Below are 24260 nucleotides of genomic sequence, written 5' to 3'. Positions count from 1 at the left end.
CTGTATATAGTCCGGCGACCAACTGAGGAGCTACGATCAATGAATGTGCACCCCCGTGAAATTGATGATGCGCCAGACAGTGATGAGGCCGCCGCCGCGCTGAAGACCCTGCGCAAATGGGCAGAAAATGCGACCGAGGCTGAGATCAGCCAACTTGACCCGGCCGTTGCACGTCTGGTTCCCGGATTGGTGCCTGTGAATTACCCGTCGCTTTCGCGCGAGTATCCCGAGGGGTTTACCGTAGACAGCGCTTATCGCGCGTCCTTGCCTGACCTTCAGAATGGCCCGTCCAGTCTGATTCAGGGGGCAAAGCAACAGATTCAGCACGTTGGCATCTCGAATTTCCGCCTGCCGATCCGGTTTCACCGAAAGCACGGCGAGGACCTGACGCTGGAAACATCTGTCACCGGCACAGTTAGCCTTGATGCGGAAAAGAAGGGCATCAACATGTCCCGCATCATGCGCTCGTTCTACAAACATGCCGAGCGTACGTTCAGCTTTGAGGTCATGGAGGCCGCGCTAAACGACTACATGACCGATCTGGACAGCTTTGACGCGCGAATTCAGATGCGGTTCTCTTATCCGGATCGGGTGAAGAGCCTGCGTTCGGGGCTGGAGGGGTATCAGTATTACGATATCGCGCTGGAACTGGTGGAACGGAACGGTGTTCGTCAGAAGATCATGCATCTGGACTACGTCTATTCGTCGACCTGCCCATGTTCGCTGGAACTGAGTGAACATGCCCGGTCGACGCGCGGGCAACTGGCTACGCCGCATTCGCAGCGATCGGTCGCGCGCATTTCGGTTGTTGTGGATTGCGACGCAGATTGCCTGTGGTTCGAGGATCTGATCGGGCTATGTCGACGCGCGGTCCCGACCGAGACGCAGGTGATGGTCAAGCGTGAGGACGAGCAGGCCTTTGCCGAACTAAACGCCGCCAACCCGATCTTTGTCGAAGACGCTGCGCGCCTGTTCTGTGCCGAGCTTCTGGCAGATCATCATGTCGGCGACTTCCGTGTCATCGCCAGCCATCAGGAAAGCCTGCACAGCCATGATGCGGTCTCGGTACTGACCGAAGGCCCGACCTTTGTTTCGTCCAGTCTGGACCCGCGCTTGTTTTCGACTTTTTTCCACGTCGGATGACTAAAAAAGGGGCGCGTAAGGTCTCAAAGTAATCCTTTAGGCGAAAAATTGCCGCAGCGCAGCGGAAATGCTGCGCCAGCACTGTGTTTCGCGTTAGAGTGGCGGCGTATGCAGCCGTGGTGTGCGTGATCATGCCACTCTGAAAGGAAGCCGAGACGTGCGACGCCCCGGAACTTCAGGCCGAAACACACTGCCCGAGCGATCAGGGCGGTGCGGGGCCGTTCTTTCCCATGACAGCTGCATCGCTTTCACAGGAGAAATGACGAATGAATCCGATGACCCAACCGCTGGAATTTCAGGCGGCGGCTATTCGTATGGCCGGCTACGCGGTTAGCAACCAGCTGAAGATCATGCAAATTTTTGCCAACTCGGCGATGGAGCTGCCGTTCGTTTCGGTACATGCGCTGCACGCATCCTCTTCGGTTCCGGCACCGGCGAAACCGAAGCCACAATTCAAGTCGAAAGCGGCTGCTGCCAAGCCCGTGGCCAAGGCCAAATCGGCCCCCAAGCCCAGGGCCAAACCGGCCGTTCGGGCCAAGGCTGTCGCCGCACCCAAGGCCGAATCGCCGAAGCCCGCAGTTGCCAAACCGGCCACTGCTCCTGCGAAAGCAGCGGCAAAGCCTGCTGTGCGCGCGCGTCCAGCAGCAACAACCGCCAAACCTGTGCCCAAGGTAGAACCCAAGCCTCAAGCGGCCAAACCTGCAGTGGCGAAGGCCCCGGCGAAAGCTGCACCGCCCAAACCCGCAGCGTCCAAGGCTGAGGCGCAGACCGCGTCCAAACCGGCCGCGCGGACCAAGGCGGCAAACGCGCCTGCAAAACCCGCAGCACCAAAAGCGGTCGCCAAACAACCTGCGCCAAAGGTGGAACCAGCGAATCCCGTTGTCCCGAAAGCGGCCGCTGCCACGGCTGTTGCCTCGGCGACGCCATTTGAGGCAAAGGTGGACGCAAAGCCTGTTGAAACCAAGGTTGAACCGACAAAGGCTGCCGCCCCGCAGCGCCGGACGCGCGCGCCGTCAAAACCGCCCGCGATGCCCACACCTGCCAGCAAATCGGACGGCTAAACGGGACATGCGCTTGACACAGTCGTGCAGGCGCGCCAACGCTGCGCCTCATGACGGATATGCGCCCGGTTGGATATGTGATTGGCCTGTTGGTCGCCATTCTTGGGGCGACCATGATGCTGCCCATGCTTGCGGATCTCATCGAAGGGCGCGGCGAATGGCATGTATTTCTGGAAAGCGGCATTATTACTATTCTGACCGGAGTGGTTCTGGCAATCAGCTGCTCGAACGGGGTGGGTGAGGGGCTGACGATCCGTCAGACCTTTTTGCTGACCACTGGCGTTTGGGTGGCGCTGCCGTTCTTTGGCGCCATCCCCTTTCTGTTCGGCGAGACCGAACTGCGTTTTGTTGATGCGTATTTCGAGGCGATGTCGGGCCTGACCACCACGGGATCGACCGTGATCTCTGGGCTAGATGAGCTGCCACAGGGGCTGCTGCTGTGGCGCGGATTGCTGCAATGGCTGGGCGGTATCGGCATCATCGTTGTCGCCATGGTGTTTCTGCCTGAACTTCGGGTCGGGGGGATGCAAATCTTCCGCTCGGAAGGCTTCGAAACCATGGGGAAAATCCTGCCGCGCGCGCAAGAGATCGCGGGCCAGATTTCCCTGATCTACGTCTTTCTGACCTTTGTTTGCGCGTTGGTCTATGCCGGTCTGGGGATGGGGTTCTTTGATGCCGTTGTCCATGCGATGACCACGATCGCCACAGGTGGATTTGCCAATTACGACAGCTCTTTCGCGCGGTTCTCGGGTCCGACTGAATATGCCGCTGCCGTCTTCATGATCCTCGCGGCGCTGCCCTTTGTACGGTATGTCCAGTTTGCCAATGGCAACACGAATTCTCTTTGGCAGGACAGCCAGATAAAGACCTTTCTTGCGACAATTCTGGTGCTGGTCGTGGTTATGGCGGTGTTCCTGACCTCGGTCTTTCCGCACCATTGGGAACAGGCCTTCCGCGAGTCGCTGTTCAACATCACCTCGATCATTTCAGGCACCGGATATGCGAGCGTCGATTACATGGGCTGGGGCAGTTTCCCGGTCATGCTGTTTTTCTTGATTGGCCTGATTGGGGGCTGCGCGGGCTCGACCGCCTGTTCGATCAAGATCTTCCGCTATCAGTTGCTGTTCGCTTCGATCAAAACCCAGATCCGCCGCATCCGCTCACCGCATGGCGTGTTCAAGCCACAATACGGCGGGCGTACGATTGGGACGGACGTTCTGACCTCGGTGATGAGTTTCTTCATGTTCTTCGTTCTGTCTCTGGGCGTACTGGCCTGGGCACTGGCGTTGACGGGGTTGGACTTTATAACTTCGGTCTCCGGGGCCGCCACGGCACTGGCCAATGTGGGGCCCGGTCTGGGCGACCAAATCGGCCCGGCAGGGAATTTCGCGGGGCTGAACGATACGGCCAAATGGTTGCTATCCGTCGGCATGTTGGTTGGGCGGCTTGAACTGCTCGCCGTATACGCCCTGTTTACTGTCCAATTCTGGAGAAGCTGATGAAACGACCTCTGGGTGCTCAGATTTCACATATGCTGAAAGATCGCGGCGTTGACGTGATTTTCGGCATACCCGGCGTGCATAATCAGGAAATGTATCGCGGCATCGAAGAGGCAGAGATCACCCATGTATTGGCCCGGCACGAACAGGGGGCGGGGTTCATGGCCGATGGCTATGCCCGGGCGACCGGCAAGCCAGGCGTGGCCTATGTGATCACCGGGCCGGGGCTGTGCAACATCATGACACCGATGGGGCAGGCCTATGCAGACTCGGTGCCGATGCTGGTGATGTCTTCCTGTCTGGATGAATCGCAGACGATGCAGGGGCAGTTGCACCAGATGAAAGACCAGCGCGGGGCCGCTGAAACCGTGGCTGATTGGTCGCGCGAGGCGAAGACAGCGCAGGCAGCCTATGGGCTGGTTGAGCGCGCCTTCGAAGACTTCGCGCTTTCGCGCCCGCGGCCCAAGCATATTCAGGTGCCGATTGCACAGCTTGAGGCGAATGCCGAACCGGCGCCGTTTCCCAATCAGGCGGCGCTGCGGACCAAGGCATTGCCGCCGGATGTTGCGCCAGTGGTTTCGCTGCTGAATATTGCGCGCAGGCCGCTTTTCATTCTTGGCGGCGGGGCGCGGTCGAATGCGTGGCGGCAAATTCTGACTCAGTTGGGGGCCGCCTGTTTCACCACGTTTGCTGGGCGCGGCATGGCCGGGCTAAACTATGCGCTGGACTTTGGTGCCAACCTTTCACGACCGGGCAGCGCTGATGTGATCGGTTCCGCTGACCTTGTCGTGGCGGTGGGCGCCGAACTGGGCGAGGTCGATCTGTGGCGTGAAACGCTGGGCCACTCCGCACATCTGGTGCGCGTCGATATTGACCCCAACGTTCTGTCCGATCACCACCGCGCAGGGATCAAATTGCAGGCAGATGGTGAGAGTTTCGCCAATGCGCTTTGGGCTGCAATTGACGATATCAAACCCGCAACCTGCTGGACCAGGGAAGAAGTGGCTGAGGCCCGTCGCGCGTGGCGCGCGGAAATTGATGCCGAACGCCCCGGTATCATTCCTGTGTTGGACGCGTTGCGCGATACCATGCCCGCCGAGACGATGATCTATTCCGACATGACCCAGATCGCCTATGTCGCGAAAGAGGTTTGGGACATGGCCTATCCCTACCACTGGCACCACCCGACCGGGTTTGGCACGCTGGGATATGGCCTGCCCGCCGGAATAGGCGGAGCTGTTGCCCGCAGGGGCAAGCCAACGGCCGTGATCGCAGGCGACTACGGCTTTCACTACACCATGATGGAACTAGGCGTCGCGGTTGAGCTGGGCCTGTCACTGCCGATCATCCTTTGGGATAATGATAAACTGAAAGAGATCGAAGACAGCATGGTCCGCGGGCAAATCGCGCCCAATTCTGTGGTCGCTCACAATCCTGACTTCTGCAAACTGGCTGAGGCGTTTGGCGCTCTATCCGCTGCCCCGTCCAATCTTCAAGAGATGCAGGTGGCTGTACGAGCGGCCTTTGATGCACCGGTTCCAACCCTGATCCATGTGACGCCGGACATTGTTAAATGAAAAACGCCGCCCAATGAGGCGGCGTTTTAGATTATTTAGATCAGTCCCAGCAATGAACCAGCACGGTCATCCCGTTGGCCCTGCGGCTGAGCTCGTTGGGTGAAATTTCAGCGGTCGCCTGACCGGGCTGACCGGACACGCCCGCTTTTTCAAGAACCGTGTTCAGCCGATCGACCGTGGCCGCAAGGCTGACCGAGGCGGGCAGGGTGCGCCCCTCGGATGGGGTGGGCAGCAACATGCCAACAACCTGACCTGCATCATCAAAAACAGGCCCGCCCGCGTCACCCGGCTGGGCCGCTAACGTCAGGCGCTTTACGCCGTCTTCTCCGTTCAAGCCACGGACGTCGGAAACCTCGCCAAAGGTCAGCGTGGGCGCGCCCAGTGCGCCCTCATACGAGAAGCCGGACACTGCAACCTCGGACTGGATGCGGGGGCGATCCGCACTGAACTCGGCGATGCTGATCGGGGCGAGAGTGCGGTTGGGGCGCAGAACCGCCACGCCCAGATCGGTATCGGCCCATGCGACCTGCACCTCCTGATCGTCGTTCAGAGTGATCCGGGTGCAGCTGTCGGTGGCCTCGGACACAGTCAGGATCGTGCCGTTTGCATCGGCGTAAAAGCCCGAGCGGGACAGGCGCGGCTTGCGGATCTGCAAACCGGATACAAGGTCGATCCGCTGCTCGGCACTCGAACCAGCACCGGCGTCCAATACGGCGTCATTGGTCGAAAAACTGGCTTTGATTGCGGCCAGAACCCGTGCCCGGCGCGCCTCATCACCCTCGGGCCAGACCAGCGTAAAGCCTTTGATCTGTCCATCCTTCAGCGCTGCCTGCGTGTAAGACACGATGCCGTTGCCGCGCCCTTCCAGAGCAAAGCGGTCGCCGCGCAGCTCACGTGAGCCGCCCAGGGGGACGATCTCAAGCGACTGCATCACGTCGTACAGAGCGCGCAGGGTGGCCCTGTTGCCTTCTTGACTGATCAACAGGGCTTTAGCTCCCAGTTCGGTTGTGCTGTCGAAATGCACAAACGGGGCCTCGTACCGGTCAAAGCCTATGACGCCCAGCGGCAGGTCGAGGTCAATGCCCGCCTGTGGGTCCGAATGCCGTGCCATGCCGACGCTGATCAGCGGCGCGTTATAGTCGTCCATCAGCGCCTTGCGCTGCGCCGTGGTCAGAACACCGGTGGCCTCAAAGCCATTAAACCGCTGCCAGTCGCCCATCGAACGGCGCGTTCCCTGACCAAAAGCACCGTCAATCGTGGCGTTATAGAACCCTGCGGCCTGAAGCGCGGTTTGCAGGTCGCGACGTTCTTGCCCTGTCAGTTGGCGTTCCGATTGCAGCGCTTGCGCACGCGTTTCATCAGACGGCTCGGGTGTCAGGCCGGATACCGCGGGATCGGACTGGGGCGTGTTTTCGACCGGCGGCGTCACAACACCCCGGTTCAGGATGTTGGCCCCGACCGGCCAGAACTGCTGCCCCAGCGCGCTGGAAAATGCGATGAAACTGTCCGCAGGGATTTGCCCCTCGGCCCGGTAGACGCGCAGAACCTGTTGAGCGTCGTTGCGCAAATAAGGCCCGATAACAATGGCATACCAGCCTGAGTTCAGGCGAAACCCGTTTACATCGGGCAGGGTGTTTGCATAGGCCTGTGCCCGGTCCTGTGCTTCGCGCAATGTGGGTTGCGCCTCGACCTGAACCCAAACGCCTTCGCCTTGCTGCGCGAAAACGGCGCGCGTTCCGAAGAGAAATAGAAACAAAATTGCAGTGAATATGCGTGTCATTGTCTGCCCGTGTTTGCAGTGTTTTGGCTTTGCCGTAGGTTACGCGATTTGGGGGTGGGAACGCCATGCTTGGAATACGGGGAATTTCCAGTGTGGCGGCGCAGTGACAGCGTCGGGGCAATGGCCCGTTGACGCCCCTTGGCCCCTTGCATAGGAAGGGCAAAACCGACCGGAACCGGGCGCAGATGTGCCCAAAGGGAATGTCATGACCGAACCGTCCAATGCACCTCGTTCTTTTCAGGAAATTATCCTGCGGCTTCAGACCTATTGGGCGTCAAACGGCTGCGCCATTTTGCAACCCTATGACATGGAAGTGGGCGCGGGTACGTTCCACCCGGCAACCACTCTGCGTGCTTTGGGATCAAAAGCGTGGGCCGCGGCCTATGTGCAGCCCTCGCGCCGCCCGACCGATGGACGTTATGGTGAGAACCCGAACCGGTTGCAGCACTATTATCAGTATCAGGTGCTGATCAAACCCAGCCCGCCGGACCTGCAAGAGCTGTATCTGGGCAGCCTCGAAGCGATCGGCATCGACATGGAACTGCATGACATCCGCTTTGTTGAGGATGACTGGGAAAGCCCGACGCTGGGCGCTTGGGGTCTGGGCTGGGAGGTTTGGTGCGACGGGATGGAAGTCAGCCAGTTCACCTATTTCCAACAGGTCGGCGGCCATGATTGCGCGCCGGTCTCAGGCGAGCTGACCTATGGATTGGAGCGTTTGGCGATGTACGTTCTTGGCATTGACCACGTGATGGACATGCCGTTCAACGACCCTCAGTCGCCAAGCCCGCTGACCTATGGCGACATCTTCAAACAGACTGAGGAAGAATACGCCCGATGGAACTTTGACGTGGCGAACACCGAAGTTCTGTTGCGCCATTTCGAAGAGGCGGAGGCCGAGTGCGCCGCCATTCTGACGCAGGAACATGATGATCCGAAAACCGGCAAGCGTATTGTCATGGCGCATCCTGCTTATGATCAGTGCATCAAGGCCAGCCATGTGTTCAACCTGCTGGACGCGCGCGGCGTGATCTCAGTGACGGAACGGCAGGCCTACATCGGTCGCGTGCGGGCGCTGGCCAAACAATGCGCCGATGCGTTCCTGTTGACCGAGGCCGCCGGGTTCGAGGCCTGATGGGGCGCTTACGCCAATCCGGGCAGCAGCACTTTCAGGCCATCAGCGATCATGCTGATCGCGATGGCCGACAGGATCATGCCCATGAAACGGCTCATGATCACGCGGGCGTTCTCGGAAAGGCGTTTGGACAAAGCCGAGGCGTTCCAGAAGGTGATAAACAGCAGGAACAGAACGGCCAGAAACACGCCAGCATAGATGATCGCATCTATTGGCTTGGAGATATGGTGCGCATACAGGATCAGCGTCGTGATCGTGCCGGGACCAACAAGAATTGGAAAGGCCAGTGGGTAGAAGGCGACCGTAGCGGGCTCGGGATAGGCTTGTTTTTCACCCTCGGTCCCGTGATGCGAGGTGCTTTCGGTGCCGCTCAGCATGTTCAGACCGATCATCAGAACGACCAGACCACCCGCGACGCGCAAATCGTCCACGCTGATACCGAACAGGCCCAGGGTTTGGTTACCAATGGCCGCGAAGGCTCCGCCAAGGATCAGGCAATAGGTCGCCGTTTTGGCCGCGACTTTGCGCTGGTCTTCGGGCGTCAGGCCGTCAGTGACGCTCAGGAATACGGGCAGGTTGGTGATCGGGTTCATGATCGCAAACAGCGCGCCAAAGAACCCAACAGCAAGGGTCATGTCCATTCCAAAAACCTCGTTCCAACCTGTATCGGTCTGGAAACTGGCCTATTTTCTGTAAAGTTGAAAGAGGCCGTATGATCATGGTGTTCGAAAGATGACCGGAAAACTGCTTGCAATCATCCTTCTAGTTTCGGCGGCTCTGGCCGGGGCCGGTATGTATTATCTTCAGGTCTACGGGTTTTATTATGAGGTCGCCGCCCAGCCCGGCGAGGATGTGGTCTTGCTGACGAACGGCACGGAAACCCCACAACCCATCGCGTATACGTCGTTTCAGGCGATTGATGCCGACAGCTCTCCGATCCGCTACCGCGCCTGCTTCGAAACTGATCTGACGGAAGAAGACCTCGCGGCGTTTCAGCGGGTGGAAAACTCAGAGCCTTTGACCGCGCCGGGGTGGTTCGATTGCTATGACGCGATCGCTATTGCGGATGCCCTGAAATCCGGGCGGGCGCAGGCCTTTATGGGGACGAAGAACATCCATTATGGCGTTGATCGCATTGTCGCCGTTACATCCGATGGCAAAGGCTATGTCTGGCATGCGCTGAACAATTGCGGCGAAAAAGCCTATGACGGGACTGTCGTGGGCGAGGATTGCCCGCCAAGACCCGAAAATTGAGGCCGTGATATGACCGAAGGCGCGCTGCAAATCCCGGACTTTCTGACCGCAACTCTCGGGTTTGCGGTCTATCTGATCGGGGCCGAAATCAACGCGCGCGTTCCAATGCTACGCCAGTTCAATATCCCCGAGCCGGTCACGGGCGGGTTGCTGGCGTCTCTCGTCGTTCTGGCGTTGTACCTTGGGTTTGATCTGGAACTGACCTTTGGTTTGGCGACACGAGACTTTCTTCTGCTTGTGTTCTTTGCCGGGATTGGTCTGAATGCGCGGCTTTCCGATTTGATCGCGGGGGGGAAACCTCTGTTGATCCTGCTGGTGCTGACCCTTGCGACCATTCTGGCGCAAAATGTGATCGGGGCGATAGGGGCTGTGCTGTTTGGCTATCCCGCGCAGGCCGGGGTGCTGTTCGGATCGGCGGCTTTGATCGGCGGGCATGGCACGGCGATTGCCTGGGCTCCGGCGGTAGAGGATGTGACGGGATTGGCAGGGGCCACCGAACTGGGCGTGGCAGTTGCCACATTGGGTCTTGTGCTGGCCGCTTTAGTCGGGGGTCCGATCGCCCGGCTGCTGGTCGAAGGGCGCAGCCTTGCGCCTGATCGTCCGGACGAGGTCAATACGATCGGTTTGCCAGATGCGTCTGATGACAGGCTGTCGTCCATTGATCACATAACGATCATGCGTGTCCTGTTGCACCTGAATGTGGCGATTGTCCTCGGATACATGCTGTCCGAGGTGATCAGCGCCGCCGGGCTAAAGCTGCCCGTGTTCGTGCCGTGCCTGATCATGGGGATCGTCATCGCCAACGTGCGTACGGTATTGGCCCCGAAGGCTCCGCCAGTATCGCGCACGCCGTCGCTGGCCCTGATCTCGGAATTCTCGCTGGGTGCGTTTCTGGCCATGTCGCTGATGAGCCTTCAACTCTGGACCATTGCCGAGCTGGGTTTGGCCATTGCCGTAATCATGACCGCGCAAACCCTGTTTGCCGTGGCATTTGTGATTTGGGTGCTGTTCCCGGTGATGGGCGGTAATTATCGCGCCGCCGTGCTGTCCGCCGGTTTCGGCGGCTTTGCACTGGGCGCGACCCCTACCGCCATTGCCAATATGACCGCAGTAACCAAGCGATATGGCCCGTCGCCTATTGCCTTTATCGTACTCCCCCTTGTATCCGCATTCTTTGTGGATATTGCCAATGCCATCGTCATCCAGACGATTGTAAATTTCTAAGGACCGAAAATGCCCGACCTGCTGATCGAACTGTTTTCCGAGGAAATCCCCGCCCGCATGCAGACCCGTGCTGGTGAGGACCTGAAAAAGCGGATCACTGATGGTTTGGTCGAGGCCGGTCTGACCTATGCCGGGGCCGCCGCCCTGACAACGCCGCGACGCCTGACGCTGGCGGTCGAAGGCCTGCTTGCCGAAAGCCCCACGATCCGCGAGGAACGCAAGGGCCCCAAGGTCGGTGCGCCCGACAAAGCCATCGAAGGGTTTCTACGCGGTGCGGGCCTGACTCGTGACCAGTTGGAAGAGCGTGAAACGCCCAAAGGAGCCGTCTACTTCGCCACCATCGAGAAAGCCGGTCGCCCGGCGGCCGAAATCGTGGCTGAGGTGCTTGAGGCGACCATCCGCAACTTCCCATGGCCCAAGTCGATGCGCTGGGGCAGTGGGCCTATGCGCTGGGTGAGGCCTTTGCACTCGATCCTGTGTATTCTCAGCGATGAGACTGGCGCGCAGGTCGTGCCACTTGAGGTCGAAGGCATCACGTCCGGTGACACCACCGCGGGTCACCGTTTCATGGCGCCCAACCGGTTCTCGGTCACCTCTTTCGAAGACTACGCCGCGCAACTGAAACGCGCCTTTGTGGTGCTGTCACCTGAGGAACGGGCCGAGCATATCTGGAATGACGCTCAGAACATGGCCTTTGCCGCCGGTCTGGAAGTGGTTGAGGATAAGGGCCTGCTGGCCGAGGTCGCCGGTCTGGTTGAATGGCCTGTGGTGCTGATGGGGCAGATCGACGACGAATTCCTCGACCTGCCGCCCGAGGTGCTGCAAACCTCGATGAAAGAGCATCAGAAGTTCTTCTCGGTTCGCAATCCCAAAACCGGGCGTATTGAACGCTTTGTCACAGTCGCCAACCGCGAAACCGCCGACAACGGCGCGACCATTTTGGCGGGGAACCAGAAGGTTCTGTCGGCCCGTCTGGCCGATGCGAAGTTCTTCTGGGAGAATGACCTGCGCGTTGCCAAATCGGACATCTCCCAATGGACGCGCGCGCTGGAGAATGTGACCTTCCACAACCAGCTGGGTACACAGGCCGAACGGATCGACCGCATTGCCGTACTGGCCCGCGAACTGGCCCCGGTGACCGGAGCCGACGCCGATCAGGCCGAGAAAGCCGCGCGTTTGGCCAAGGCCGATCTGAGTTCTGAGATGGTCTATGAATTCCCAGAACTTCAGGGGCTTATGGGCCGCTACTACATCGAAGCAGCAGGTGAAGACACCGCCGTGGCCGCCGTTGCGCAGGATCATTACTCACCACTCGGACCTTCGGACGATGTGCCAACCGCGCCTTTGTCGGCGACTGTGGCGCTGGCTGACAAGCTGGACACGCTGACCGGTTTCTGGGCGATTGATGAAAAGCCGACCGGCTCGAAAGACCCGTTTGCGCTGCGCCGTGCAGCGTTAGGGGTCACGCGTCTGGTACTGGAAAACAACCTGCGCATGTCCTTGACCGAAGTTGCCTCCACTGCGTTGAAAGTGCTGCTGAAGCTGCCGGAATGGCAAGCGGCATTGCTGGGGGCCAAAGCCGAAGAAAAGCAAGCCGAGGGCGATGCTGAGCAAGCTGCCGCCAAGCGCGTTCACGATCTGGCGCATCAGGTCGAAGCGGCCAATGCTATTGTCGCGGCTGTTCCTGCGGATCTGCTGTCCTTCTTCCATGACCGCCTCAAGGTCTTCCTCCGCGACGAGGGTATTCGCCATGACATCATCGACGCATGTATTGCGATGGACGGAAATGACGACCTCAACCTGCTGGTCAAGCGCGCCCGTGCGCTAAACGCGGTGATCGCGACCGAGGATGGCGAGAACCTCGTGCAGGGCTTCAAACGTGCGAACAACATCCTGACGCAGGCCGAAGAGAAAGATGGGGTCGAATACTCCTATGGTGCGGATGTGAAATTCGCCGAGACCGACAGCGAACGGGCGCTGTTTGCCGCCTTGGAGCAAGCGCAGGGCGACATCGAACCAGCACTGAAGGCCGAAGATTTCCCCAAGGCGATGGCCACCATGGCGGCGCTGCGCGGCCCGGTCGATGCGTTCTTTGACGAAGTTCAGGTCAACACCGACAACGATATCCTGCGCCGCAACCGCCTGAACCTGCTCAGCCAAATCCGTCAGGTCTGTTCCAGCGTAGCGGACCTCAGCAAGATCGAAGGCTAAGCCAGATCGCCCTTGCACCACTGGTGCAGGGGCTTATGCTGCGTGCAAACCAAAAGGTGCCGCAGTGCAGAATAATCCTCATACCACGCTGATCACTCCCGAAGCGCCCGTGAACGCTCATACTCATGGCGGACGGGCGAAATGCTTACAACGTTTGGTGCGGCTGGATATGCCGGTGCCGCGGACGGTGGCGCTGTCCTTTGATGCCGTGCATCGCATTGCCGAAGGTGAGGTGCTTGATATTGCGGCCATCCTCGCGCAGTTTGACGAAACGGCGCTGCTGTGTGTGCGGCCCAGTTCCGAAGACCCCGACTGGGGCGGGCCGGGGGCGATCCTGAATATCGGGATGAACGAAGCCCGGTTTAAGGACCTGTCGGAAAAAATGGGGGCCGAGGCCGCGGCGGCGCTGTCGCTGCGCTTTGTGCAAAGCTATGCGATCCATGTGGCGCGTCTGGATGCGGATTTGTTCGACGACATAGAAGCGGACGGTCTGGATGGTCTGCGTGACAGCCTGCGCGCCTATGAGGATGAGACGGATGAGGCGTTCCCTCAGGACCGCCACGAGCAGTTGGTTGGTGTTCTGCGTTCAATGGCGCGGGCCTGGGATGGAACGTCGGCCCGGTTGCTACGTCAGGCCAAGGGGGCCCCGGCGGATGCGGGACTTGGGCTGGTAATTCAAGAGATGATTCCGGGCGTTGGGCAGGGCGAATGCGGTTCGGGCGTTCTGCAACTGGTGGACTCGACCACGGGCATGCCGCAGATCACAGGTCGGTATCTGAGCCAGAGCCAGGGGCGCGACGCACTGGGTGAGGGGGTTTCGGCCCTGTATCTGGAAAAGGATGAGCGCGGCCCGTCCCTTGAGGATGTCGCGCCTGAGGCCTTTGCCGACCTCAAGTCCCACGCGGCGTTGATGCGTGAGAAGCTGCGTGAAGAAATGCAGGTCGAATTTGTCGTACAGAATGGCAAGGTTCATATTCTGGATGGCGTTCGGGTCCAACGCAGCTCTCGCGCCGCGATGCGGATCGCGGTGCGTCTTGCCGAGGACGGGATCATCCCGTCGCAAGAGGCCGTGATGCGGATCGACCCGCATTCACTGAACGAGCTGCTGCACCGACAGGTCCATCCAGAAGCCGCGCGCGATGTTCTTACCAAAGGTATTGCCGCCAGCCCCGGGGCTGCGACTGGCAAGATCGTATTTACCGCCGCTGAAGCGCAAGCCAGCGCGGTCCGTGGCGAGCCCTGCATTCTGGTGCGTCGGGAGACCTCGCCCGAGGATGTGCGCGGGATGCATGCAGCGGTGGCCGTGCTGACCGAAAAAGGCGGCATGACCAGTCATGCGGCGGTGATTGGGCGCGGTCTCGGTCTGCCCTGTATCGTCGGTGCCTCTGAGATGCGGTTTCAGACCAAGAAAAAGATGCTGACCGCGCAGGATGGGCGCGTGTTCAAAACCGGGGATACGTTGACCATTGATGGCAGCTCGGGTCAGGTTCTGGCGGGTAAACCGGCGATGCTTGAGGCCGCGTTGGATGATTGTTTTCAAACGCTTATGGGCTGGGCGGATGAAGAACGCGACATCGCCATCCGCGCCAATGCCGACACGCCCGCAGACGCGCAGACCGCGCGCAACTTTCTGGCCGAAGGAATCGGCCTTTGCCGTACTGAACATATGTTCTTTGATCCCGGTCGCCTGATCGTCATGCGCGAGATGATTTTCGCCCAGACCTCATCCGGCCGCGCGGCTGTGTTAGAGCGACTGTTGCCGATGCAACGCGAGGATTTCGTGCAGCTCTTCCGTATTATGGAGGGGCAGCCGGTGTGTATCCGACTGTTTGACCCTCCATTGCATGAGTTCTTGCCGACCACGCGCACTGGGCAGCGCGAATTGGCCGAGGCGCTGGACCTGCCGGTATCCGATGTTGAGCGGCGCGTCGCAGCGATGTCGGAATACAACCCGATGCTGGGCCTGCGCGGCGTTCGTCTGGGTGTGACGGTTCCCGAGATATATGACATGCAGGCCCGCGCTATTTTCGAGGCAACGGTTGAAGCCAGCCGGAATGGCGCGCCTGTGGTACCTGAGGTGATGATCCCTCTGGTATCGGCTAAACGAGAGGTTGAGTTGGTCAAATCTCGCATCGACTCGGTTGCGGCAGCGGTGGCCGCTGAACAGGGGCAGGAGTTTGAATATCGACTGGGCGTCATGGTCGAAACGCCCCGCGCCTGTTTGCGGGCCGATGAGATCGCGCAACAATCCGCGTTCCTGAGTTTTGGCACCAATGACCTGACCCAGATGACCTATGGCCTGTCGCGTGACGACGCAGGCCGTTTCATGTCAGCTTATGTGCAGCAGGGTGTGTTTGTCGAAGATCCGTTTCACGTGCTGGATTCCGACGGGGTCGGCGAATTGCTAAGGCTGGGGGCCGAACGGGGCCGCCAGGCGCAACCGAATGTGACCCTTTCGGTTTGCGGCGAACACGGCGGAAACCCCGAATCAATCGCCATTTGCCGCGATCTGGGGTTCGACTATGTTTCATGCTCTCCCTTCCGGGTGCCTGTTGCTCGGCTGGCTTCCGCTCAACTGGCGATTTCGTCCAGACTTGGGGGTTGACACGGGGCTTTTCCCCTAGGATTAGTGGTTTTCAGGCAACCTCGTAGCAGAAATAACTTTCTCTACGGGCGATTTTCCACTTGCGTTTTCTTCTGATCTGGACGTCAGGACCAGACTGCGCTAAATGCCTCGTCGCGCCCGCCGGGGGAGGGATGGCGCGACAAGTGCCTGTGCGAGGTTATCTGATGCTACGATACATACTGGCTGTTGCCGCTATGGCAGCAACCACGCTGCCGAGTGTGTCTTTCGCTGAAAGGGAAGCCACCGATACTGCCGAACGTGAACTTGTTACCCGGACCGAAATGCCCGGCCAAAAGTTCCGCGACTATCTGACTCTGTTCAAGCCCCGAAAAGAGCTTGAGCCTCAAAAGATATCCTACTCGAAGGATTGGCTGGATCAACAGCCAAAAGCCAACGGGGACGAACATTTCAAATGCCTGGCCGAGGCGCTGTACTTTGAGGCGCGCGGAGAAAGCGTGCGTGGGCAGTTTGCTGTGGCCGAGGTCATCTTGAACCGCGTCGCAAGCAGCCGTTTTCCGGATTCGCTGTGTGGTGTGATCAAGCAGGGAACAGGCAAGAAATATCAATGCCAGTTCACGTATACCTGTGATGGCCATAAGGAAGTGATCCGCGAGAAAAAGGCTTATGAGCGCGTTTCTAAAGTTGCCCGTGCTGCCATCGACGGTATCGCGAAGGATTTGACCGAAGGCGCCACGCATTATCACACTACGGCGGTCCGCCCGTCCTGGTCGCGTGTCTACAAGGAAACTGCACGTATCGGCGTGCATATTTTCTACCGCCACAACTATCGGACGGCGAGCAACTGATTGACGCACCTGCGCTGGAACCTTGATGGCGCAGGGCGATTAATGACCTATGTTGCGGGCGAGGAGGCCCGCAATGTCGTTTTCACGTAGACTGTTTCTGCAATCCGCTGCCGCTCTTTCCGTGCTGCCCAAACTCGCGTGGGCGTCTGGCCAGGATTTGGTCGCGCAGACCGCAATGCAGCAGATCGCCCCTGACGGCTTCCCTGAAACGCCAATTTGGTCTTACGGCGGTGGCGTTCCCGGTGCCGAAATCCGGTTGTCCCAAAGCGCGCGGCTTCGACGCAAATTGGTGAACGATCTGCCTCAGCCGACAACGGTGCATTGGCATGGCATTCGGATCGACAATGCAATGGACGGCGTACCGGGCCTGACACAGGACGTCGTAGCACCCGGTGAGGCGTTTCAGTACGACTTCGTGGTCCCCGATGCCGGAACCTATTGGTATCATGCGCATAACCGCTCGGTCGAGCAGGTGGCGCGTGGTCTTTATGGCCCGCTGATCGTTGAAGAGTCTGAGGCACCGGATGTCGATCATGACCTGACGCTGATGCTGGATGATTGGCGACTTGACCCGGAAACGGCAAAAATCGTTGATGACTTCGATAATGGTCATGATCAGAGTCACGCCGGTCGGTTGGGAAATCTGGTCTCGGTCAATGGCCGTTTTGATCCGACCTATCCAGTTGCGCGCGGGGATCGTTTGCGTTTGCGGCTGATTAACGCCTCAAACGCTCGCATCTATGATCTTGCGCTCGATGGGTTGGCCGGTTGGATCGTCGCGCTGGACGGTATGCCGCTTGAAATGCCTCTGGCGATTGAGGATGGCTTTCCGCTGGCTCCGGCGCAGCGTGCGGATTTAGTCGTGGACGTCCTGGCCGACCCTTCGGCTGTTGCAAGTCTTGTCAGTCGCGAGCGGGAAGGGGGCTTTGGGCTTGCGCGGTTCCCGGTATCCGGGAAGGCCGGAAAGGCCCGTCAGTCTGGCATTACTCCCTTACCGCCGAATCCATTGCCCAAACTTGTGCTGGATGGTGCGCCTCTGCATCGAATGGTATTGCAAGGCGGTGCGATGCGGTGGCTGGAGTCCGCTCAGTTGGGTGAGACGCGGCTGTCGGGGCGCGAACTGGCGCAGTTGGGCCGGTTCTGGGCCTTGAACGGCTATGCGGATCGTCCGCAAGAGCCGTTTCTGAATACTCCACTCGGCAGCGTTCACCGAATAGAATTCGTCAATGAAACCGCGTTTCCTCACGCTATGCACCTGCACGGCCATCATTTTCGGCTGGTTCTGCCGGATGGCAGCCTTGGCCCGTGGCGTGATACGGTACTGGTCGAACGTGGACAAACCCGACAAATCGCGCTTGTCGCGGACAATCCGGGCAGCTGGTTGTTGCATTGTCATATGCTTGGCCATGCGGCATCCGGGATGATGAGCTGGTTTCGCGTAACCTGACGCCGCAATCGACGACTGGAATGGCGTTTGCTGCGGTGTTATACGCCCGCGCAACGTGTAAATTGGGCAGATCAGTCCAAAAGCTCCGAAAAGGTTCGTCGTATGAGCTCTGAAATCCGTCTTGCTTTCGCGCACCCGTCCGAACGGTCCGAGGCGACTGCCGCGCGTGGTCCGCTGGATCGCATATCGCTGAGGGATCATATCGTCGAGGTCGAAATTGGTGCGTTTCAGGCCGAGCGGGGAACGACGCAGCGTATCTGCTTTAACATTGTTGTTGAGGTGCGCCCGCTGACTGATCCGATTGACGATGACGTGGATCGTATACTGTCATACGACCGCGTGACCGAGGCGATTGCCCATGAACTGGCTGCTGAACGTCTGAATCTGCTTGAGACGCTGGCGGATCGTGTGGCGGAACGTATTTTGCTTGAGCCTCAGGCCGTAAGAGCCTTTGTCCGCATCGAAAAACTGGATCGTGGTCCGGGTGCGCTGGGGGTCGAGATTGTGCGCGGCAAGGACAAGGTTCATCACGATGTGGTGGAAGAAGAACGCCCGCATCCACGGTTGGTATTCCTGTCGAATGAAGCCATCGCATCCTCCAATCTGACCGGCTGGATTGATCAACTGGAAAACCGCGTGCGTCCGTTGATCCTGTGTGTGGGCGCAGCAGACATGGCGGTGTCCCAGACCGGCCACGCGATGACCCAACGGCGGATCGACCTGCTGGCGATTGAGCAGAACGCCTGGGTTTTGGCGGCACGCGATCATCGCTGCGTGGTCGTTTCGACCCGGACCGAGCTGGATTGGGCGATGAAGAATGGCCAGATTTGCGTCTGGGCTCCGTCCAAGATTGTATTGGATGCGGTTGACGGTCCTTCGGCTGCGCCGTCGGACGCGGTGGCTCTGGCCGCGTGGTTCGCGGCGACCTTTGAGGCGAGCGAGATGATGGTGATTGGCGGTGCCTTGCCGACTGCGCCGAAAACGCCTCTGCGGGCCATTCCCGTGGATCAGGCGCAACTGTGACCTTGTATTTCAGACCGCTTGTTCAACAGGGGGCAGCCCGTCCGGAGGGCGCTGTGTCGCTTGCGGGGCAGGCGCTGTGGTTCACACATGCCGAGCAACTGTCCCGCACCGAGGCCTCGAGAATCGTGGCTGCAAAGGACATTCCAGCCGACGTTTTAGGCCGATTGACCCACGCGCGGGATGATCTTTCCGGGCTGGCAATGGATCGTCCGCAGATCATGGGCATTCTGAACGCGACGCCCGACAGCTTTTCGGATGGTGGTCTGCATAACTCGGTCGAAACCGCCGTCACGGCGGCGAAGCAGATGGTGTCCTATGGGGCCACCATTCTGGATATTGGTGGTGAATCGACGCGCCCCGGAGCCACGTATGTTGCCGAGGACGAAGAGATTTCCCGAACGCAGCCATTGATCCAAGCCATTCGCGCCGAGGTCAGCGCCTTGATCTCGATCGACACGCGCAAGGTCAGTGTGGCTCGGGCCGCATGGGCTGCGGGGGCCGGGCTTATCAACGATGTGTCGGGCTTTACCTTTGACCCGCAGCTTGCACCTTTTTGCGCCGAGGTCGACGCGCCTGTTTGTGTGATGCACATGCAGGGTGATCCGGCGACGATGCAGGACGATCCGCAATATGATGACGTTCTTCTCGACGTCTACGATTTTCTCGAAGGGCAGGTGGCTCGGCTTGAGCGGTTGGGCCTGAGCCGCGCGCGGATCATGGTCGACCCGGGCATCGGGTTTGGAAAAACGCAGGATCACAATCTGACCTTGCTGAAAAATCTCAGCCTGTTCCACAGCTTGGGGTGCCCGATCCTGCTGGGTGTATCGCGCAAAGGGTTCATCGGGCAAATCGGGCAAGAGCCTCGCAAGGATGCCCGCGCGCCGGGATCAATCGCTGTGGCTCTGGCCGGATTGTCTCAGGGCGTGCAAATTGTGCGGGTTCATGACGTGGCCGAGACCGCTCAGGCCTTGCGTCTGTGGGCTGCCGTCCGGTAATCCGGTCGCAGGCAAGAAATTAACCGGAGTACCACCATGCGCAAGCTGTTCGGAACCGACGGGGTGCGGGGCACCGCCAACACCCATCCGATTACGGCCGAAATGGCCCTGCGCATCGGCGCGGCTGTGGGTCGGTACTTCCGGCGTGACCAGTCCGGCGCGCACCGGGTGGTGATCGGTAAGGACACGCGCCTGTCTGGGTACATGCTGGAAAACGCTCTGACGGCGGGTCTGACCTCGACCGGGATGAATGTGTTGCTGCTGGGTCCTGTGCCAACCCCGGCGGTGGGGTTGATGACCCGCTCGATGCGGGCGGATCTGGGCGTGATGATCTCGGCCAGTCACAACCCGGCCGAAGACAACGGCATCAAGTTCTTTGGTCCGGACGGGTATAAGCTGTCCGATCAGGCCGAACTTGAGATCGAACGTTTGATCGAAGAGGGCGTCAAACCGGCGCAGGCGCAGAATATCGGTCGGGCGCGCCGTGTAGACGACGCGCGGTTCCGCTATGGCGAGCGGGTGAAGTCCTCGCTATCCCGCGATCTGCGTCTGGACGGACTAAAAGTAGTGGTCGATTGCGCCAACGGTGCCGCGCACCGCACCGCGCCTGAGGTTCTGTGGGAACTGGGCGCCGAGGTCATCCCGGTTGGCATCGCGCCGAACGGCAAGAACATCAACCTAAACTGCGGCTCGACCAAACCTCAGCTGGCGGCTGAGACGGTTGTGGCGCATGGCGCGGATGTGGGTATTTGTCTGGACGGCGACGCCGACCGCGTTGTGATGGTCGATGAGAACGGGCAGGTGGCGGATGGCGACCAGTTGATGGCTCTGCTAGCGACCAGTTGGGCTCAGGCGGATCGTTTGAAAGGCGGCGCTTTGGTCGCGACGGTCATGTCTAACCTCGGGCTTGAGCGGCACCTTGCTGGTCGCGGTTTGCGACTGGAACGAACTGCAGTTGGCGACCGCTATGTTGTCGAGCGGATGCGCGAAGGCGGGTTCAATCTGGGCGGCGAACAGTCCGGTCACATTGTTATGAGCGATTACGCCACTACCGGCGATGGCCTGATGGCTGGTCTGCATTTCCTGGCCGAGATGGTGCATACGGGCCGTAAAGCCTCGGAACTCTCGGTGCAGTTCGAAACCGTTCCTCAACTGTTGAAGAACGTCCGCTATGGCGAGGGGCAGACGCCGCTCGAAACCGCCAGTGTGAAGGCCGCGATTGCCGATGCCGAGGCACGATTGAACGGGCAGGGGCGCCTGCTGATCCGCAAGTCGGGGACTGAACCTCTGATCCGCGTGATGGCCGAATGCGAGGACGATACTCTGTTGACGCAGGTTGTCGACGGCATCGTGGCCGAAGTCGAAGCCGTCGCCGGTTAACGGCCGATCAGCATCTTGCGCAAGCTGAACCACTGGCTGATGGCCAGTCCGGTCAGGATCATCGCCAGCGCGATGAAAAAGCGCAGGGGCAGGGCTTCGGACAAGATCCATGCGCCGAAGGCCATTGACCAGACTGGCACCTGATAATTCACCAATGTCAGAAAAACGGACCCCGCGCTGCGGATGATCGAAACCCGCAAAAGCGTGGCCAAGGCGGTGGGAAGAATGCCCAGTGCGATAATCGCAAGGCCGGGGCGCGTGCCTTCCCAGCCTGGAATACCTTCGATCATCAACATGAGCGGCAGCAACAATACCGCCCCAACGACCAGCGACAGCGCGGCCAGCACCACCGGATCGACCGGCGGGCAGCGTCGAGTGAAGATCGACGCAAAAGAATAGCACAGCGCCGCGCCGATGCAGGCGAGTTGCGCCAACGGTTCGGCCCCTTTTCCGATCTGCGCCAGACCGGGGCCGATCAGAACCAGAGCGCCGCAAAACCCCAGCGACACACCGATAAATCTCCGGGCGTTCAGCGGTTCGTCCGAGAAGAAATGCGCCAGCGGCAGAACCATCAGAGGAATGGCTGCCATTGACAGGCCGGCAAAGGCCGAAGCCACATATTGCTGCCCCCAGCTAAGCAGCATAAACGGCAGAGCGGTGGACAACACGCCGATGACGGCGATGTAGCCCCACAGTTTCAGGTCACCGGTCGGCAACTTGCGCCCCGTCAGAACCATCATCGCCAGCAAGGTCAATGCGCCCAGCGTGGTGCGTGCGGTTGCAACGGTTACAGGCCCATACCCCTCAAGCGCCATTGCGACGACCATAAAAGTACCGCCCCAGATGAGGCCGAGGGCAATAACGCCACTCCAGTCGCGCGATGAGGGCTGATCGACCATTTTGTCCTGACCTCGAAAATCGTTGCGGTGATTGATCGCGTGAAGCGTCAGTTTTTACAACAGGTTGTTTGGCGGTCTCTACGAAAAAGGGCGGCCACTGAGGGCCGCCCTTCTGCTGATGTAAGTCAGACTTAGTTCTTTTCCTTGTCGACCATTTTACCGGCCGAGATCCAGGGCATCATGGCGCGCAGTTTGGCACCGGTTTCCTCGATCATGTGCTCGTCATTGGCGCGGCGCGACGCTTTGATGGTCGGCTGGCCAACAGCGTTTTCCAGCATGAAGTCGCGGACAAATTTGCCCTGCTGGATGTCGTTCAGCACTTCTTTCATGCGCGCTTTGGTCTCGTCGTATTTCAGGATGCGCGGGCCGGTGACGTACTGGCCGTATTCGGCAGTGTTCGAGATCGAGTAATCCATGTTGGCAATGCCGCCTTCATAGATCAGGTCAACGATCAGCTTCACTTCGTGCAGACACTCGAAATAGGCCATCTCGGGCGCGTAACCGGCTTCGACCAGAGTCTCAAAGCCGCAGCGGATCAGCTCGACCAGACCACCGCACAGAACGGCTTGTTCGCCGAACAGGTCAGTTTCGCACTCTTCGCGGAAGTTGGTTTCGATGATGCCCGAGCGGCCGCCTCCGATGGCCGAGCAGTAGGACAGGCCGATTTCCAGCGCTTTGCCGGTTGCGTCATTGTTGACTGCGACCAGGCAAGGTACGCCGCCGCCTTTGACATATTCGCCACGCACGGTGTGGCCGGGGCCTTTGGGAGCCATCATGATGACGTCGACGCCTTCTTTCGGCTCGATCAGGCCGAAGTGAACGTTCAGGCCGTGGGCAAAGGCGATGGCCGAGCCGGGCTTGATGTTGTCATGCACGTATTTCTTGTAGGTGTCGGCCTGCAGCTCGTCGGGCATGGTGAACATGATGACGTCACACCAGGCTGCCGCTTCGGCGATGCCCATGACTTCCAGACCTTCCGCTTCGGCTTTCTTGGCCGATGCCGAGCCTTCGCGCAGAGCGACGACAAGGTTCTTCGCACCCGAGTCGCGCAGGTTCAGCGCGTGTGCGTGGCCTTGCGAGCCATAGCCCAGGATGGCTACTTTTTTGTCTTTGATCAGGTTGATGTCGCAGTCGCGATCGTAATAGACGCGCATGATTGGGTCCTTTCAGTTGCGGTTGCTGTGCTTTTAGTCGGCCAAGGCGCTATTGGCGAGTGCGTTACAATCGAGTATTTGGGAAAAAGGCGAAAAAATATTCGCCAAAATACGCTGTGATGGAGAAATCATGCTTGATGACATGGATCGGCGCATTCTGCGTTACTTTCAGGCCGACCCCAGCCTCTCGATGGCTGAGCTTGCTGAGCGTTGCGGGATCAGTCAGGGCGTGTGCTGGCGCCGGGTCGAAAAGATGCAGGCTGCGGGTGTGATCCAGCGGCAAGAGGTCATCATTGACTGGGCGGCGCTTGGCTATGCGGTTGAGGTTTCGCTCCGTGTGACATTGGATAAGACGCAGCCGCGCGCGTTTGATGAATTCACAGCCGCCGCGCGCGGCGTATTCGAAGTGATCGAAATCCAGACCTTTCTGGGCCGCGTAGATGTACGTCTATCGGTGCTGGCGCGTGACATGTCCCATTATCAGGAAATCTACCGCGACCGCATTCTGACCTTGCCGCATATCGCGGATATCGAAGCCCTGATGCACATCGCGCGGGTGAAATCAAACGAGGTGCTGCCGGTATGATAGAACTGGATGACACTGATCGCCAAATCCTGCGCGCGTTGGTACAGGACGCCACTCAAAGCGCCGGGGCGCTGGGACGGAAGCTGGGCCTGTCGCAACCCGCGACGTGGCGGCGGATACGCCGGCTTGAAACAGCGGGCGTCATCAGGGGGCGTCGCCTGCGCTTGAATGCCGAGGCTTTGGGGTTCGGTGTCACCGTGTTTCTGGGGGTCAAGCTGGCCCGTAAGGGGCAAGTCAGCCTTGAGGATTTTGAACGTGCCGTCAGTGCCATTCCCGAGGTGCAGACAGTCGAACACGTGCTGGGTCTATATGACTACCGCCTGCGGGTCGTAGCCCGTGACCTGTCCGATTTTGAGCGAATCCTGCGGCGGCGTATCATGACGCTGCCGGGAGCAGGTGATGTCGAGGCAAACGTCCTTCTGAGCGAAGAGCGCTTGCCCGGTCCGATTGGTTGAGCAGA

20 protein-coding genes are annotated in these 24260 nt (G+C 59.6%); 16 read left to right on the top strand and 4 right to left on the bottom strand.

Annotation, left to right across the window (positions count from 1 at the left end; translation table 11 throughout):
- Window positions 1-39 precede the first annotated feature (39 nt).
- The 4 genes from folE2 (at window position 40) to ACOQOY_RS04690 (ending at window position 5280) form a co-directional block, all read left to right on the top strand.
- On the top strand, window positions 40-1143 hold the full coding sequence (folE2, locus tag ACOQOY_RS04705; RefSeq protein WP_420584327.1) for a GTP cyclohydrolase FolE2: 1104 nt from the start codon (window positions 40-42) through the stop codon (window positions 1141-1143).
- Window positions 1144-1409: 266 nt separating this feature from the next.
- Window positions 1410-2204: a hypothetical protein gene (locus ACOQOY_RS04700; protein WP_420584326.1), complete on the top strand. Its 795-nt coding sequence runs from the start codon at window positions 1410-1412 to the stop codon at window positions 2202-2204.
- Between the two features lie 50 nt (window positions 2205-2254).
- On the top strand, window positions 2255-3703 hold the full coding sequence (locus ACOQOY_RS04695; RefSeq protein WP_420584325.1) for a TrkH family potassium uptake protein: 1449 nt from the start codon (window positions 2255-2257) through the stop codon (window positions 3701-3703).
- Entirely contained in the window at window positions 3703-5280 is a 1578-nt protein-coding gene (locus ACOQOY_RS04690) for a 5-guanidino-2-oxopentanoate decarboxylase (protein WP_420584324.1), read from the top strand. The genes ACOQOY_RS04695 and ACOQOY_RS04690 overlap by 1 nt, the downstream gene beginning before the upstream one ends.
- A 40-nt stretch (window positions 5281-5320) precedes the next feature.
- On the opposite strand, the gene ACOQOY_RS04685 is transcribed toward ACOQOY_RS04690, so the two are convergent.
- Window positions 5321-7060 carry a serine protease gene (locus ACOQOY_RS04685; RefSeq protein ID WP_420584323.1) on the bottom strand — a complete coding sequence of 580 codons (1740 nt, stop codon included), beginning with the start codon at window positions 7058-7060 and terminating at the stop codon, window positions 5321-5323.
- Window positions 7061-7265: 205 nt separating this feature from the next.
- Between ACOQOY_RS04685 and ACOQOY_RS04680 the strand changes: the two genes are divergently transcribed.
- Window positions 7266-8195, top strand: coding sequence for a glycine--tRNA ligase subunit alpha (locus tag ACOQOY_RS04680; protein ID WP_420584322.1), 930 nt, complete (start codon window positions 7266-7268; stop codon window positions 8193-8195).
- A gap of 8 nt (window positions 8196-8203) precedes the next feature.
- Here ACOQOY_RS04680 and ACOQOY_RS04675 read toward each other — a convergent pair whose 3' ends face one another.
- A complete protein-coding gene (locus ACOQOY_RS04675) occupies window positions 8204-8830 on the bottom strand; it encodes a MarC family protein (protein WP_420584321.1) in 627 nt (208 codons plus the stop codon).
- 97 nt (window positions 8831-8927) lie between these two features.
- Here ACOQOY_RS04675 and ACOQOY_RS04670 point away from each other — a divergent pair, with 97 nt between their 5' ends.
- The 9 genes from ACOQOY_RS04670 to glmM all read left to right on the top strand — a co-directional run bounded on the left by ACOQOY_RS04670 (window position 8928) and on the right by glmM (window position 21161).
- Window positions 8928-9449 (top strand): DUF6446 family protein, encoded by a 522-nt coding sequence (locus tag ACOQOY_RS04670; protein ID WP_420584320.1) that lies wholly within the window; start codon window positions 8928-8930, stop codon window positions 9447-9449.
- Between the two features lie 9 nt (window positions 9450-9458).
- Window positions 9459-10673 (top strand): sodium/glutamate symporter, encoded by a 1215-nt coding sequence (gene gltS / locus ACOQOY_RS04665; protein WP_420584319.1) that lies wholly within the window; start codon window positions 9459-9461, stop codon window positions 10671-10673.
- A 9-nt stretch (window positions 10674-10682) separates the two neighbouring features.
- Window positions 10683-12884, top strand: a complete 2202-nt coding sequence (gene glyS / locus ACOQOY_RS04660) for a glycine--tRNA ligase subunit beta (protein WP_420584318.1) — start codon at window positions 10683-10685, stop codon at window positions 12882-12884.
- Between the two features lie 64 nt (window positions 12885-12948).
- Window positions 12949-15489 carry a putative PEP-binding protein gene (locus tag ACOQOY_RS04655; protein ID WP_420584317.1) on the top strand — a complete coding sequence of 847 codons (2541 nt, stop codon included), beginning with the start codon at window positions 12949-12951 and terminating at the stop codon, window positions 15487-15489.
- Window positions 15490-15674: 185 nt separating this feature from the next.
- Window positions 15675-16316 carry a cell wall hydrolase gene (locus tag ACOQOY_RS04650; RefSeq protein ID WP_420587209.1) on the top strand — a complete coding sequence of 214 codons (642 nt, stop codon included), beginning with the start codon at window positions 15675-15677 and terminating at the stop codon, window positions 16314-16316.
- A gap of 73 nt (window positions 16317-16389) precedes the next feature.
- On the top strand, window positions 16390-17763 hold the full coding sequence (locus ACOQOY_RS04645; RefSeq protein WP_420584316.1) for a multicopper oxidase family protein: 1374 nt from the start codon (window positions 16390-16392) through the stop codon (window positions 17761-17763).
- A gap of 102 nt (window positions 17764-17865) precedes the next feature.
- Window positions 17866-18786, top strand: a complete 921-nt coding sequence (locus ACOQOY_RS04640; RefSeq protein WP_420584315.1) for a dihydroneopterin aldolase — start codon at window positions 17866-17868, stop codon at window positions 18784-18786.
- Window positions 18783-19781: a dihydropteroate synthase gene (folP, locus tag ACOQOY_RS04635; protein ID WP_420584314.1), complete on the top strand. Its 999-nt coding sequence runs from the start codon at window positions 18783-18785 to the stop codon at window positions 19779-19781. Before ACOQOY_RS04640 ends, folP begins: the two co-directional genes overlap by 4 nt.
- A 36-nt stretch (window positions 19782-19817) precedes the next feature.
- The gene (gene glmM / locus ACOQOY_RS04630) at window positions 19818-21161 is read left to right on the top strand and encodes a phosphoglucosamine mutase (RefSeq protein WP_420584313.1); all 1344 of its coding nucleotides are present in this window, start codon (window positions 19818-19820) and stop codon (window positions 21159-21161) included.
- Here glmM and ACOQOY_RS04625 read toward each other — a convergent pair.
- Window positions 21158-22060: a DMT family transporter gene (locus tag ACOQOY_RS04625; protein WP_420584312.1), complete on the bottom strand. Its 903-nt coding sequence runs from the start codon at window positions 22058-22060 to the stop codon at window positions 21158-21160. The genes glmM and ACOQOY_RS04625 overlap by 4 nt on opposite strands.
- A gap of 131 nt (window positions 22061-22191) precedes the next feature.
- On the bottom strand, window positions 22192-23214 hold the full coding sequence (gene ilvC, locus ACOQOY_RS04620; protein ID WP_420584311.1) for a ketol-acid reductoisomerase: 1023 nt from the start codon (window positions 23212-23214) through the stop codon (window positions 22192-22194).
- Window positions 23215-23344: 130 nt separating this feature from the next.
- Between ilvC and ACOQOY_RS04615 the strand changes: the two genes are divergently transcribed.
- Both ACOQOY_RS04615 and ACOQOY_RS04610 read left to right on the top strand, forming a co-directional pair.
- Window positions 23345-23800: an Lrp/AsnC family transcriptional regulator gene (locus ACOQOY_RS04615; protein WP_420584310.1), complete on the top strand. Its 456-nt coding sequence runs from the start codon at window positions 23345-23347 to the stop codon at window positions 23798-23800.
- Window positions 23797-24255: an Lrp/AsnC family transcriptional regulator gene (locus ACOQOY_RS04610; protein WP_420584309.1), complete on the top strand. Its 459-nt coding sequence runs from the start codon at window positions 23797-23799 to the stop codon at window positions 24253-24255. Before ACOQOY_RS04615 ends, ACOQOY_RS04610 begins: the two co-directional genes overlap by 4 nt.
- The last annotated feature ends 5 nt before the right edge of the window (window positions 24256-24260 follow it).

It is taken from the genome of Ruegeria sp. (assembly GCF_965221235.1).
Classification (GTDB): domain Bacteria; phylum Pseudomonadota; class Alphaproteobacteria; order Rhodobacterales; family Rhodobacteraceae; genus Ruegeria.
This window is presented reverse-complemented; position numbering and strand designations above follow the sequence as displayed.